The sequence below is a fragment of the Paenibacillus sp. FSL R5-0378 genome (genome assembly GCF_038009285.1).
Lineage (GTDB): Bacteria > Bacillota > Bacilli > Paenibacillales > Paenibacillaceae > Paenibacillus_AQ > Paenibacillus_AQ favisporus.
Genome location: NZ_JBBPAY010000001.1, coordinates 2,043,487 through 2,056,792, shown reverse-complemented (window position 1 = coordinate 2,056,792; position 13,306 = coordinate 2,043,487). Strand labels below are relative to the sequence as shown.

The following is a 13,306-nucleotide window of genomic DNA, read 5'->3' as shown; positions in this document are numbered from 1 at the left end:
TGCCGCTACCTCCCCAGAGTGATGTTATGCTTAATGGATTTTTGATTCAATGCTGCCGCAACGATTTGCTGCTGCTCGAAGGCGTGTACTTGTTGGAAGCCGCTCGCCGTACTGGAGCGTTCCGGACGGCCGTTGTAGTTCACCGGCGTATCCTTCGGCGCCACCTTGCGGAGCTTGGACTCGATGTAGCGCCATGCTCCCATGTTCTCAGGCTCTTCCTGTACCCACAAAATTTCCTTCACGTTCGTAAAGCGGGCCAGAATGCCGGCGACTTCCTTCTCAGGGAACGGATACAGCTGCTCCACACGGAGGATGTGCAGCCATTCGTTCGCCTCGCCGCTCTTCTCCAGCGCCTCCTCCAGTTCAACGGCAATCTTCCCGCTGCACAGGATGATGCGCTCTACGCGCTCCGGACGTCCGCCCAGACCTGGCTGTTCCAGCACAGGCTTGAAGGAGCCTTCGGCGAATTCAGCCGGGCTGGAAGCCACGCGGGCATTCCGGATCAGGCTCTTCGGCGACATCAAGATCAGCGGACGCGCATCTTCGCTTTCGGTCATTGCCGCTTGACGGCGCAGCAAGTGGAAGTACTGGGCTGCCGTCGTAACGTTCGCTACAGTAAAGTTCTCTTCCCCGCCGAGCTGCAGGAACCGTTCCAGACGGGCACTAGAGTGTTCCGGTCCGGCGCCTTCGTAGCCGTGAGGCAGGAGCATTACAAGGCTCGATTTCTGTCCCCATTTCGAGCGGCCGGCCGAAATGAACTGGTCGGTGATCACCTGTGCCACGTTGGAGAAGTCACCGTACTGGGCTTCCCAAATGACCAAGGTCTCCGGCGAGTACACGTTGTAGCCGTATTCGAATCCGAGCACCGCTGCTTCGGACAGTGGGCTGTTGTAAATGGCAAAGGATGCCTTGGCGTCCGGCAGATGATGAATCGGGCAGTAAGTCGAGCCGTTCTTCGTATCATGCAGCACCAAGTTACGGTGTGCAAAAGTAGCCCGCTCGGCGTCCTGACCGGTCAGCCGAATCGGCTTGCCGTCTGCGACGATCGAGGCGAAAGCCAGCGTCTCTGCAAGACCCCAATCCACCTTTTCCCCTTCGTTCAGTGCAGTTTCCCGGCGCTCCAGAATACGCTGCAGCTTAGGATAGACGTTGAAGTCATCAGGACGGCTCAGCAGATCCTTATTGATCTTGCGCAGCTTGCCAATCGGCACGGCCGTCTTGATCTTGGCGATCCGCTCTTCGGCTGGCGTCTGGTGATGCGAGTTGGCCGGATCCTGTTCCTTGTCCTTAATCCGGTCGTATGCCGCCTTCAAGCGCTCCTGAACCTGCTGGATGATCTGCGCGGATTCTTCCTTGCTGATCACGCCTTCCTTGATCAGGATATCCGCATAAATGGCGGCAACCCGCGGATGAGTCTTCACTTTCTGGTATACGAGCGGCTGGGTCGTATCCGGATCGTCCGTTTCGTTGTGGCCGTAGCGGCGGTAGCCGACCAAGTCAATCAGGAAGTCCTTCTTGAACTTGTTGCGGTATTCGCTGGCCAGGCGCATCGCGTTGATGCACGCTTCGGGATCGTCGGCGTTCACGTGAACGATCGGAATTTCATAACCTTTCGCCAGGTCGCTTGCGTAATGCGTCGAACGGGAGTCTTTACTCTCCGTCGTAAAGCCGATGTTGTTGTTCGCAATAATATGAATCGTTCCGCCGTTCTGGAAGCCCGGCAGCTTGTTGAAGTTCAAGGTCTCGGCCACGATGCCTTCGCCCGGGAATGCGGAATCCCCATGAATGATCACCGTCGCGGCTTTGTTTACGTCCTGCTGCGGATATCCCGGCTCGGTGCGGTCCTCCTGGGCGGCGCGGGCAAAGCCCTCGACCACCGGATTAACGTACTCGAGATGGCTCGGATTGTTCGCGAGCGTGATCTTCGCTTTGACGTCGCTCGCTCCCTCAACGGTTCGGTTCGCGCCAAGATGGTATTTCACGTCTCCGGTCCAGCCGAAATTGATGCCCATCGATCCTTCTGAAGGGAACAGCTTCTTGTTCGGAGAGTGATGGAATTCCGCGAAAATTTTATCGTAGGGCTTGCCGAGCACGTGAGCCAGCACGTTCAGACGGCCCCTGTGGGCCATGCCCATCAAAATATGCTCTGCGCCTTCGTCCACCATGTGGCGGACAAGCTCATCCAGCATCGGAACCATCGTGTCGGTGCCTTCGATGGAGAAGCGCTTCTGCCCGACAAAAGTTTTGTGAAGGAACTCCTCGAATTGATCTACTTCCACCAGTCTTTCCAGCAGCGCCTTTTTCTGCTCTGCGTTCAAAGGAACCACAGACTGGTTCTCGACCTGGCGGTTAAGCCATACGCGCTCCTCCACTTCATGGACGTGGCTGAATTCATAAGCAATTGTGCCTGTATATGTTTGACGCAGTTTCTGGATGGCTTCCCAGCCAGTTCTCACGTTATCGGGAGCTCCGTCCCAGATCAATGAAGCCGGAAATGCTTCCAGGTCGGATTGGCTCAGCCCGTACTGCTCTGGCTCAAGCACCCGTGTGTCGGCTTTGGTGAGAATGCCCAGCGGATCAATGTCTGCCGCCAGGTGTCCATAAGTGCGGATGTTCCACACCAGCTTGCCTGCGTCAACGCCCTTCTTCAGCAGGTTGCCATCCAAAGCGACGGATTTCGGTGCCGCAGCCGGCTCCAGCTCGGCAGACGCCATCGGCGGCGCTCCCCACAGCTGGAACACTTTACGGTACGTTTCGTCCACCGATTCCGGATCATTTACATAACGTTCGTACTGTTCCTGGACGTACCCCAGATTGGGCCCGTAATACGATTCCCAAGCCCCCTGCGCTTGCTCGTCTCTCTTATTGGTTATCATCGTTAACGTGATACCTCCGCCTTGATTTTTTAATAGTCATATAGAATGAATAAACCGCTTCATTGTTCAATCTATATTTGGACGGAAATCTGAACAATCAATGCAATGTAATGTAAGCCATTTCACGAAAATGTAAGCGGCTCAATTTCTATTATAAACAATTCGGAGCCAGACCTGAAATAACCATTTAATATAGTTATCATCTAAAAAACAGATGGATTAAGTTTGTCACCCATTCTCGTATATGACAATATTTACAGCTCTCCTTCGCCAAAAAGCGACAGCTGTCCCGGAGGCTTCTCCGGGGTCTTCATGCCGAGCTTGTCCATCAGCTGAATTGCATTGTCCGCCGCATCCCCGCCCGAATTGTTGTTAAAAATGACCCAGCATTCCCGGGTTTTCTCCAGCAGCTTCCCGATATGCTCCTTCCATTCCTCAAGCTCCTCGTCGCTGTACCTGTACAAATACCGGACCTCCCGCCAATTGGGCTGACCGCTGGAATGCCATCCTGCCTCATTACGGCCATGCAGCCGCACAAGCGACACGTCTTCACGGGTCGCTTCCAGAACGAGCGGCACCGATCCCTCTCCGGCCTGAGGCTCGTCGCAGACGGTATGAATCCATCCTTCTTCCTTCATAAAGGCCAGCGTCTTCTCCCTCATCTCCCCGGCAAACCAGCTCTGATGACGGAATTCCAGCGCCAGCGGAAATCCGTCCATCCACTCGCGGGTCCGGCGCAGAATGTCCACATGCTTGCGCTCACAGTCAAACCACGGCGGATACTGAAACAGCACGGCGCTCAGCTTGCCGGCCTGGCGCAGCACCTCCGCCGACTCCCGGAACGCTTGAAACATCGTCCTGGAATCAGGATAAGGGCTTTTGCCCCGGGCGTGTCCGGTCATTCCCTGATAAGCTTTCACCACAAAACCGAAGGAATCCGGCGTTTGGGCAGTCCATTTCTCCATACGCTCCGGCGAGGGAGTCGCATAGAAGGAGTTGTCCATCTCCACGATGGGGAACACGTTGCCGTACATCCCCAGCTTCTCCCCCGCCTTGGTTCCCTTTTCGTAAATGTCGTCATGATCCCCCCAGCCGGAAAGTCCGATTCGAACCCGCTCGGCGGGGGTTATCGTCTCATCCATAGCCATCGACTCCATCCATAGTATTGACCAACAATAATTTTCCAAGTATAAATCCGCTTATCATACCTATACCCGATTGAAGGAGGCGTCCTTCAGATCTTGCGATATTCCAGAAAGTGGATATGATAAGAGATATGCGTCAGCTTTACGATCTTTAGTAGCAAAGGAGCATGAATGTATGAGCCATTCGTTCGTCATGTTTTCCGGCCCGCACCTTGCTGCGCTGACGGTCTTCGTGCTCGCCTGCATCCTGATGTTCCTGGGCAGAATCCGCCTTCAGGACAGCATGCCGGCCAGGCAGATGGTCCGTTACTTGATCATCGCCTGTCTGATCGCCTCCGAAATCGCACTCGACATATGGAACATAACAGAAGGCTACTGGAACATCAAGTCCACGCTGCCGCTCGAGCTGTGCAGCATTACGCTGCTGCTCTCGGTCGTCATGCTGGCCGTCCGCAGCCGCTTCCTCTATCAAATCCTGTTCTTCGCCGGGATCGGCGGCGCCCTTCAGGCCCTCATCACCCCAAGCCTGGATTTTGCCTACCCTCATTTCCGGTTCTTTCAATTTTTCGCTGCCCATATGCTTATCATTTTGGCATCCCTGTACATGACCTGGGTCGAAAAGCTTCAGCCCACCTGGAGATCTATCGGCTGGACAATGATTTTTCTGAACGTTCTTGCACTTGGAGTTGGCGTCATCAACTGGATGCTGGGGTCCAACTACATGTTTCTCATGCACAAGCCGCCGACCGCTTCGATTCTAGACTTTCTCGGTCCGCATCCCTTATATTTGCTGGCGGAGGAAGGAATCGCCCTGCTGATTTTCGCATTGATGCAGCTGTTGTTCTTTGTCCTGCCCGCGAAAATATCCAAAGCGTCCGCGGCAGCCAAAGCCAGGGACAAAAGCGTTCTTTAAGCCGGCCATAAAGCCTTTCACGCTGCCCTCGCCGGTATCTCCTTCCGCTGCCTCTACGTTGTGATCTCCCTGCCAAAGTTCTATAATGAACGGAAAGCTTAGAAGCTGTGAACCGGCTGATGAACTGACAAGGAGATGGACCCCATGACTGGACCGAAAGTTGTGCAAAATATTACCGAGCTCATCGGCGATACCCCGGCGGTCAAGCTCCGCCGTTTGACGGGAGAACAGGATGCCGACGTGTACGTGAAGCTCGAATACTTCAACCCTAGCGGAAGCGTCAAGGACCGGGCCGCCTATAATTTGATCGCGCAGGCGGAGCAGGACGGCCTGCTGAAGCCGGGCTCGACTATTATCGAGCCGACGAGCGGCAACACCGGCATCGGGCTGGCGATGAACGCGGCGGCCAAAGGATACCGCGCCATTATGGTGATGCCCGACAACATGACCAAGGAGCGGATCAATCTGCTGAAGGCGTATGGAGCCGAAGTGGTGCTGACGCCGGCAGCGGAGCGGATGCCTGGTGCTATCCGCAAGGCGCAGGAGCTGCAACGGGAAATTGTAGGCAGCTTCATTCCCCAGCAGTTCGAGAACCGGGCCAACCCGGATATCCACCGCCGCACGACGGCGCTGGAAATTTTGGAGCAGATGGAAGGGCGGCTGGATGCCTTCGTCGCAACGGCGGGCACCGGCGGAACCATTACCGGCACGGGCGAAGTGCTGAAGGAGAGACTCCCCGGCATCGGCATCTATGTCGCCGAGCCGAAAGGCTCGCCCGTGCTATCCGGCGGCCAGCCGGGACCGCATAAGCTGGTGGGCACCAGCCCCGGATTCATCCCGCCGATCCTGAACACGGACGTCTACGACGAAATTTTTCAGGTCAGCGACGAAGACGCCATCGGAACGACGCGCAGGCTTGCCGCCGAAGAAGGCATCCTGGTCGGCCCCTCCTCAGGCGCTTCCGTCTGGACAGCGCTGCAGGTAGCCCGTCGTCTGGGACCCGGCAAACGGGTGTTGTGCATTGCGCCAGATACCGGAGAACGGTATCTGAGTATGGGGATTTTTTAGTCGTGCGCAAATCATCGAAAGGCATCAACCGGTTTGTATACCCGGCTGATGCCTTATTTATGTTCATCGGTTGAGACGGGCATATGCCCGAATGGGAGAGCAACATCTCAAAATCCGTCTCATGCTATAAATGTCTCAAGCAGGCCACAGCCTGTTAAACCGATGAGGAGTTGACAATACATGAATAGATTGACTGGAAAAACAGCACTGATTACCGGAGCGAGCCGCGGCATCGGCCGGGCCATCGCGCTGCGCCTGGCCGCTGAAGGTGCGCTGGTGGTTCTCCACTATGGACAAAACCGCTCCGCCGCCGAGGCGGTTGCCCGCGAGATCGAGCAGCAGGGCGGAACGGCGCTGCTCCTCGGGGCGGACTTCAGATCCGTTCGCGGCATCCCGGAGATGTATGAAGCCCTGGACGGCCTTTTGCAGAATCAAACAGGCGGCCCCGGCCTGGACATTCTTGTGAACAATGCGGGCATCGGACTTTCCCTTCCCATTGAGGCGACAACGGAGGAAGCCTTCGATGAGGTGATGAACGTGAACGTCAAGGCACCGTTTTTCGTCATTCAGCAAGCACTGCCGCGGCTGCGGGACGGCGGGCGGATCATTAACATCTCCTCCGCAACGACCCGGATCTCGCTGCCGGTGATTCCCGCCTACAGCATGTCCAAAGGGGCGATCAATACGCTGACCCTGAACCTCTCGACTCAGCTTGGCTCCCGCGGCATTACGATCAACGCGATCATGCCGGGATTCGTGGAGACCGAGATGAATGCCGAGACGCTGCAGACGCCGGAAGGCCGCGAGTTTGGCGCGAACTTCTCGATCTTCAAGCGGTGGGGACAGCCGGAAGATGTCGCCGATATCGCCGCCTTCCTGGCATCGGATGACAGCCGCTGGATCACGGGCCAGCTGCTGGACGCCAGCGGCGGAACGCATCTGTAAGTGAGCCCTGTCGCTCACTCGTGCCTAGATGCGCGCCAACCTGCCCTTTTTATAAAGCAAAAAATCCAGTGCCGTCGAGGGCACTGGATTTTCTTTTTATCACACAAATTATTATGGAACATACTGCTGCACCACTTTGACGACTTTGCCGTCCTTCACCGTCAAATGAAACGGAAAAGAGCGGATGTCCAGCAGCTTGTCGTTATGGTAAATCGCCAAAAACTTGTTCAAGCTGACCGGTTCGTTCCACTGAATGTTCATTCCTTCATAGGTTCCGTCATGATCATACAGCTGCATCAGCACTTCAGCATCCGGAGCGATTTCGTACGTCTCCAGCGTCTCATCGTCGTTGACGATGTAATACCCGTCAGGAGCGCCGCCCAGCTCTTCGGCATCCGGCTCCCGTTCAAGGAACTTCTTGTCTGCCGCCGCGCCCTCGTACCATTCGATCGGATCCACCGTCACGTAGAGGTGGCCGTTCTTGTTCCCGATGGTGGACAGCATCGCCGTCACCGTGTCCTCGGTTTGCGGAACCGGCTTATATTCGTTATCAGACCCGACTGCACTCGTTGACGTCACAACCAGCCCCAGCAGAAAAACGATCATCAGGGAAGCGAATACGGTCATCTTTTTTTTCATTTGAAAATATCTCCTTTATGGAATCATGATTTCTATCCATATCAACCATTACCCTGCGGGATTGTTTTCAAACGCTGCGAGAGGGCTCTGTGATGTAACTTTATTGTAAGCCACAGCGGGGGCCAAATCGTCACAAATTCGTTACAGCCGAGTCAAATTGTTGTAAATTCTTCAAGCGCTTTCGTGAATGAAGGAGCCGGTAAGCCCGGTCAACCCTTCTTCTCCAAAATGTCCTTGATCTCCGCCAGATCGTGGATCTCATAAGTCGGGACGATGGCGGTTTCGTTGGGCAGGCGGTTCGGGTTGTACCAGCACGTGTCGATGCCGATATTGTTGCCGCCCTGAATGTCCGAGGTGAGGGAATCGCCGACCATCAGCATTTTATCCTTGCGTTCCTCCTGAATCACCCGGAAGGCATGCTCGAAAATGCCCGCCTGCGGCTTCTGGAATCCCGTATCCTCGGAAACGATGACCGCCTCGAAAAAGTCCTTCAGGTCGGAGCGGCCGATCCGTCCGAACTGCACCTCTTTAATGCCGTTCGTGATGATGGCCATTTTGTAACCGTGCTCCTTAAGATAGAGGCAGATATCCAGCGCACCCGCCAAAATAAACGCCCCTTCGGCGAGCGATCCCAGGTAACGTCTGCTCAATTCCTCGGCGTCGTCGCTCAGCCCCTGCTCGCGGCCGAATCGGCGAAAGCGCTCGACCCGGAGCTCCGCCGAGCTGATCTGTCCCTGTTCAAATTCGCGCCAGAGCTCCTCATTGATCCTTTTATAGCAGCCCGTTATTTCCGTATCATTCGCGTCCAGGCTGCAGCTGGTGAGCAGCTGGTTCAGCGCGTGGCTCTCCGACATTTTAAAATCGAACAGCGTTTCATCCGCATCAAACAAAATCCATTCGTACGACAAGATGTACCCTTCTTTCAGTAAAGTGATATAAACGGCGTCAGTGTGCCTTCAATTTTCAAACTTCATGCAAGGTATCACTCGGCAGGTTTGTCTTTCCTATTGTACCATGCCGCCAAAAACGCCTGCTTGCGTCCATGTCCGTGACCCAAACCAAAACGAATGGGCGATTCACTCCGGGACTCATCTGCCATCTAGCTCTTGGAGAGCCTTATCCCAGGCAGACGCGAAGTCGGCCACAGAAGCATACCGCCCGGCCCGATCGGCATGAACCGCCTTCAGCGCAATGTCATACAGAGACCTGCCGGCATCCCATTGGTCATAGGAGCGGTCCATCTCCCCGCCAAAGATGAAAAAGGCTGTCGCCCCCATATTATACACATTAGTGATGCCGTCAATCGCAGCGCCGTATTCAAACTCCTCGGGGGACATAAAGCGGGACGATCCCCACAGCCTGCCCATCCGGTTCTCAAAAGGGCCTTTCTGGTACAGGTCGATATCGCAGATTTTCGTCGTGTCAGTGGCAAAATCGTAAAGAACGCTTCCGTCATAGAAATCAACCGCTATGTACCCTTTTTCCTCAACGTGGACATGAAAATCAAGAATAGCTCTGTAGGACGCCAGCCGCTTCTCCAGCGGCAGCCTGCGGTATCGATAAAACGGGGACCTCGGGTCTTCATATTTGGCTGGAGGCGGAAATGCCCAATGAGGATGCAGCGACTCCCCGTCAAACCATTCGAATACGGCGGCATAGCCGGGTCCGGCTTCAAAATGGCTCAGCATCCGCACCAAGCTGGGGTGATCCAAATCCTCGTAAATTTGCACAGCCTGCTTCAAACGCAGGATGGCGTCCGCCGGTTCGCCCTCGAACTCCGTGGTAGCCGCTCCGGCGTACTTGATGAACCGTCTGACTCCGTCCTTTTCCACGCCAAACGAAAGGTTGCCGGAGTCCTGCTTGTCAAACACCGCAAACACCTTGCCCCAGGCGGGCAGCCATTCCAGCGGATGCGGCTGTTTCAATTGAAATGTTACGTCGTCGATCTTGATCGTAAGCGGTTGGTCCATCCGTTCAACTCCTTTTTATGGTTGGTCTCGTCTTATTCTATCTTCAAATTCCTGATTTTGCTGCTGAATGTCAGAGGCAATCCGTCTATACAAAAACAGGAATAAACCCAGGACGGCAATCACGATACCGCCAACCAGCGTAATATTGGTGATATTCCAAATATAATCCGGCGTTAAATCCTTTAGTGTATGCACATCGTTAATATTTTGGGCGTGCGCTGCATAAATCAATACTTTTTCAAAACCGCCGAGCCCGACAAGCAGCAATCCTGCTCCGAGCAGCATCATTCCCATCAGTCGCATGCCCGTTATTCCTCTCTCTTAGTAGGATTGCGCCCCTTTTCCGCTTCTTCCGCACGGCCGGGTTCCGTATCCAGCTCCCGTTCGAGTTCTGCTTCAATGTCCTCGTCGCTCATCTGGTAATCATCCTCTTCCGACACGCCCAGCTTCCTCTCCAAAAAGCTTACCCTTGCCCTCAAGTCTTCCACCATGCCGTACAAATAGCTCAGCAGGCCGACCATAATCAGAAGGGTCAGAACGGTCCCCCAGGGGCCAAACACCCAGGTTGCGATCAGCCCCCCGGCAAGAAACACGACGATTCCCATGATAAAATAAACCATTGCCCACTCCCTTCTGCCGCCGGTTCAGTATGCGTCACCTAGGGCTGCTAACTGCCGCTGCGGCAAGCTATTATCGGGCGCCTAATCCTTCCGCTACCATATTCAAAAAGTAATCCCGGAGCTCCGGATGACAAGCGATCAGGTAAGGCTCTTCCGTCATGGCGTCAAATGGTTTTCCTTCAAAGTCCATGACCAGCATCCCCGCTTCCTTCGCGATCAGAACGCCGGAGTAGAGGTCCTCCCCTTCGGAGTTATACAGAATGATGGCATCGATGTTCCCTCTCGCCAGCATGCACCACTGCAAAGTCGGCGCCCACAGCCGCATCATCCGCTTCGTATGCAGGTCAACGTGGTTTCTAAGCCGAATGGCTCGGTCATCGCTGCCTACCACATGCCCCTGGATCCAGGCGACCGTTGCTTTATTGAACGCCGGTGCAGGCCCGTTCGTTACGGGCTGCCCATTGCAGGTAGTTCCACCGTTTCGGGTGGACACGAACAGCCGGTCAATCATCGGTTCGTAAACCACGGCCACGACCGGCTGCCCTTGGTGCATCAGCGTAATCGAGCAGGAGAACGCAGGCAGGCCGATCGCATAGTTGTTCGTTCCGTCCAAAGGGTCTACCAGCCACAGCCAGTCGCTGCGCCGACCATGATCCCCCGATTCCTCGGCCCGGATCCGGTGATCCGGGAATTTGCTGCGGATATGCTCAAGGATCCGCTCCTCGGCCAAATGGTCCACCACCGTGACGAAGTCGCCGTTATCCCCTTTTTGGTCAACCTTTTCCAGCTTGTCAAAATAGTCCTTCGCGATGGCTCCCGCTTCCTTGGCTGCGGCGACCGCCAGCTGCTTTGCCTCTTCAATGATCCGTTGATCCATATGTACTCTCCGCTCCTTGTGCCTAGTGTTCATATTGCTACGCCAGCCTTCGCTCCTTCAAGAAAGAAAAAACCCTGTGCGTCAGGGTTTAATTCAAGCATTATACTTTCCGTTTGAAAATGGCGATGACGTCCCTTGACTGTCCCTGGGATACGCTCGTGTCAAAGCACGATACCAGCTCCCAGCCCTCGTAGCCATAGCTGTTCAGCAAATCCTCAAATTCCTCCTCGTCCACCTTGCCGCCCAAAAAGCCGCCTGTTTTATACTTCACCGTCTTGTAAGACCATTGTTCCATCATTTTACGCTTCCTTTCATCGTATCGTTTGGCCGCTCACAACATGCCAATGCATATGTTTGGATTCCTGGTAGTCTCCTAAGTTAGTGACGACCTTGGCTGCTCCCGTCTGCAACACCATGTCTGAGGCGACCTTCTTAATTACCCTTAAAACTTCGATCAGCAGTTGCTCGGTATTCTCCGCTTCCGCGGATATCAGCGATCCTATATGAAGCTTCGGGATCACCACAACATGATGCTCATAATAAGGGCGCGTATGATGATAAGCGAGCACCCGATCCGTCTCATACACGCGGTTAACCTGCGTTTTGCCGTTTAGCACCTCGTCGCAATAAAAATCGTTCGACACGCCGCTCAACCCTTTCCTTATCGCTGCTGCTTCAGCAGCTGCGAAACTTCCTCCATCCAGCGGCCTTCGGGATCCGCGATCACCGTATGCCAGCCCAATGCCCTGGCGGGGATCAAATTTTTCTCCTGATCGTCCACATAAATGCAGGGTCCTCCCCCATCGCCGAGCTGCTCGCCTACGAGCTGATAAATGCGGGGATCCGGCTTACAGTACCCTGCTCTACTGGATATGGTAAGGCTCTTCACCTGCTCCTTGACGGGTGCCAGCAGCCCGCTCAGCCATTCCTCCCGGTGGTTGCTCAGCAGGTGGATATCCGCGTCCCTGCTCCATGTGGCAATACGCCCCAAAGCGGGGAGGGGTTGCAAATACTTCATCGCCAGCGCGCTAAGCCGTTCCATGCTCAGATCTGGTCCATGCCCGGCAAGCCAGTCCCTAAACTGCTCAATGGTGATGCCGCCTGTCCAGAACGACTCGCGAATTTCCCGTGTGAAGCTGTCTTTTAACTGACGATAGGTCGTGCTTCCGGCCATGGCAACAGCCTCTTCCCAAAATCCAGGCGAGAGGTTCGTTACAATGACACCGGCGACATCCAAAATAAGCTGGGGTCTGTTCATCGGCTTTCCCCTTTCAAGCTTCCAGTCATCATCAGCTGGGATTGGTGCTGCGCAAACATTCGTCTACCCATTCATAACAGCGCTGCAGATCCTCATGGCTGACCAGGTCTGAGCGGTGCTCGAACTGAATTTTGACCTGCGGGTTTTCCTCGCGGATAACAGTTAAATAATCTCCGATCGGGGCCCAGCCGTCCTCCGGGCGCTGTTCCGGCAGCACCGGGTAGCGCAGCTTGACGGACGATTTCGTGTACTGAAGATTCCACAGGTGGATAACCTCCGCATACTTCGCATATTTGCGGATGACCGGCAGGGCCTGAAAGAAAGGGTCCACGTTCTGCTGCAAAAACAGCCTTCCCGTATCCAGGCACAGCCGGATGTCCGGGTACTTCTTCAGCAGCGCTTCCAGCACGTCATGCTCATAAATATAAGAATTCAGCGCATCGAATTCCAAAACCGGCGTGAAGCCGTAATCTCGGGAAGCGGCGCTAAGCCAGGCAAAAAGCTGATCGCTGCGCTCCGCAAACAATTCAACCGAATAATCGCTATCATAGACATACTCCGTTCTGTCGGAAAAATGCCATTTGTCCCAGTTCACCCGGTCATTCAGGATGACGGGCTTCGGATAATGGAACAACACGTAATCCGGCCGTACGTTTCTTAAATAGTCGAGCTCATCCCGGATCAGCCGGAGCGCTTCATCACGGGTAAGCTCGTTCGCATCCAGAAACAGGGCGTCCCGAAGCAGCGCCTTCCCCGCACGAAGGGGAAAATGTACACCGATGCGAAAGTCCCGCGCTCTGGAGGCGCTCAGTAGCTTCTGCGTGTCCGCTTCATTTTCAAACAGACAGGCCTCGATTCCGTAAAATTCGTCTCTGAAATCGCGCTCCATCTTTTGCTCGTCAAACGAGCCGTATTGCCCGATCAAAAATCGCTTCATCGTCATTCCTCCGGCAGCGGGGTGTGAACTATCCATATGAAAATTTAACCATTACTTC

15 protein-coding genes are annotated in these 13,306 nt (G+C 54.8%); 3 read left to right on the top strand and 12 right to left on the bottom strand.

Annotated features, from left to right (window positions below; genetic code table 11):
* Positions 1 to 5: 5 nt before the first annotated feature.
* Together MKY74_RS09740 and MKY74_RS09735 are read right to left on the bottom strand one after the other, a co-directional pair.
* A complete protein-coding gene (locus MKY74_RS09740; RefSeq protein ID WP_076173264.1) occupies positions 6 to 2,876 on the bottom strand; it encodes a 2-oxoglutarate dehydrogenase E1 component in 2,871 nt (956 codons plus the stop codon).
* A 254-nt stretch (positions 2,877 to 3,130) separates the two neighbouring features.
* A complete protein-coding gene (locus MKY74_RS09735) occupies positions 3,131 to 4,018 on the bottom strand; it encodes a DUF72 domain-containing protein (protein WP_144025473.1) in 888 nt (295 codons plus the stop codon).
* A gap of 178 nt (positions 4,019 to 4,196) precedes the next feature.
* Between MKY74_RS09735 and MKY74_RS09730 the strand changes: the two genes are divergently transcribed.
* The 3 genes from MKY74_RS09730 to MKY74_RS09720 all read left to right on the top strand — a co-directional run bounded on the left by MKY74_RS09730 (position 4,197) and on the right by MKY74_RS09720 (position 6,947).
* Complete coding sequence (locus MKY74_RS09730) at positions 4,197 to 4,934, top strand: YwaF family protein (RefSeq protein ID WP_076173266.1); 738 nt, start codon at positions 4,197 to 4,199, stop codon at positions 4,932 to 4,934.
* A 144-nt stretch (positions 4,935 to 5,078) separates the two neighbouring features.
* Positions 5,079 to 6,002, top strand: coding sequence for a cysteine synthase A (gene cysK / locus MKY74_RS09725; protein WP_076173267.1), 924 nt, complete (start codon positions 5,079 to 5,081; stop codon positions 6,000 to 6,002).
* Positions 6,003 to 6,182: 180 nt separating this feature from the next.
* The gene (locus MKY74_RS09720) at positions 6,183 to 6,947 is read left to right on the top strand and encodes an SDR family oxidoreductase (protein WP_076173268.1); all 765 of its coding nucleotides are present in this window, start codon (positions 6,183 to 6,185) and stop codon (positions 6,945 to 6,947) included.
* A gap of 111 nt (positions 6,948 to 7,058) precedes the next feature.
* Here MKY74_RS09720 and MKY74_RS09715 read toward each other — a convergent pair whose 3' ends face one another.
* From MKY74_RS09715 to MKY74_RS09670, 10 genes are all read right to left on the bottom strand, one after another.
* Positions 7,059 to 7,586 (bottom strand): hypothetical protein, encoded by a 528-nt coding sequence (locus MKY74_RS09715; protein WP_076173269.1) that lies wholly within the window; start codon positions 7,584 to 7,586, stop codon positions 7,059 to 7,061.
* 209 nt (positions 7,587 to 7,795) lie between these two features.
* Complete coding sequence (locus MKY74_RS09710) at positions 7,796 to 8,494, bottom strand: YjjG family noncanonical pyrimidine nucleotidase (RefSeq protein ID WP_076173270.1); 699 nt, start codon at positions 8,492 to 8,494, stop codon at positions 7,796 to 7,798.
* A 180-nt stretch (positions 8,495 to 8,674) separates the two neighbouring features.
* Positions 8,675 to 9,556, bottom strand: coding sequence for a serine/threonine protein kinase (locus MKY74_RS09705; RefSeq protein ID WP_076173271.1), 882 nt, complete (start codon positions 9,554 to 9,556; stop codon positions 8,675 to 8,677).
* Positions 9,557 to 9,571: 15 nt separating this feature from the next.
* On the bottom strand, positions 9,572 to 9,859 hold the full coding sequence (locus tag MKY74_RS09700; RefSeq protein WP_076173272.1) for a hypothetical protein: 288 nt from the start codon (positions 9,857 to 9,859) through the stop codon (positions 9,572 to 9,574).
* A gap of 5 nt (positions 9,860 to 9,864) precedes the next feature.
* Positions 9,865 to 10,176 carry a hypothetical protein gene (locus MKY74_RS09695; RefSeq protein ID WP_076173273.1) on the bottom strand — a complete coding sequence of 104 codons (312 nt, stop codon included), beginning with the start codon at positions 10,174 to 10,176 and terminating at the stop codon, positions 9,865 to 9,867.
* Positions 10,177 to 10,246: 70 nt separating this feature from the next.
* Positions 10,247 to 11,053 carry an inositol monophosphatase family protein gene (locus tag MKY74_RS09690; RefSeq protein WP_076173274.1) on the bottom strand — a complete coding sequence of 269 codons (807 nt, stop codon included), beginning with the start codon at positions 11,051 to 11,053 and terminating at the stop codon, positions 10,247 to 10,249.
* A 100-nt stretch (positions 11,054 to 11,153) separates the two neighbouring features.
* Entirely contained in the window at positions 11,154 to 11,348 is a 195-nt protein-coding gene (locus MKY74_RS09685; protein ID WP_076173494.1) for a DUF4177 domain-containing protein, read from the bottom strand.
* A gap of 16 nt (positions 11,349 to 11,364) precedes the next feature.
* On the bottom strand, positions 11,365 to 11,697 hold the full coding sequence (locus MKY74_RS09680; protein WP_076173495.1) for an HIT domain-containing protein: 333 nt from the start codon (positions 11,695 to 11,697) through the stop codon (positions 11,365 to 11,367).
* Between the two features lie 17 nt (positions 11,698 to 11,714).
* Positions 11,715 to 12,311 carry an HAD family hydrolase gene (locus MKY74_RS09675; RefSeq protein WP_076173275.1) on the bottom strand — a complete coding sequence of 199 codons (597 nt, stop codon included), beginning with the start codon at positions 12,309 to 12,311 and terminating at the stop codon, positions 11,715 to 11,717.
* Between the two features lie 31 nt (positions 12,312 to 12,342).
* Positions 12,343 to 13,248 carry a sugar phosphate isomerase/epimerase gene (locus tag MKY74_RS09670; protein ID WP_076173276.1) on the bottom strand — a complete coding sequence of 302 codons (906 nt, stop codon included), beginning with the start codon at positions 13,246 to 13,248 and terminating at the stop codon, positions 12,343 to 12,345.
* Positions 13,249 to 13,306 lie beyond the last annotated feature (58 nt).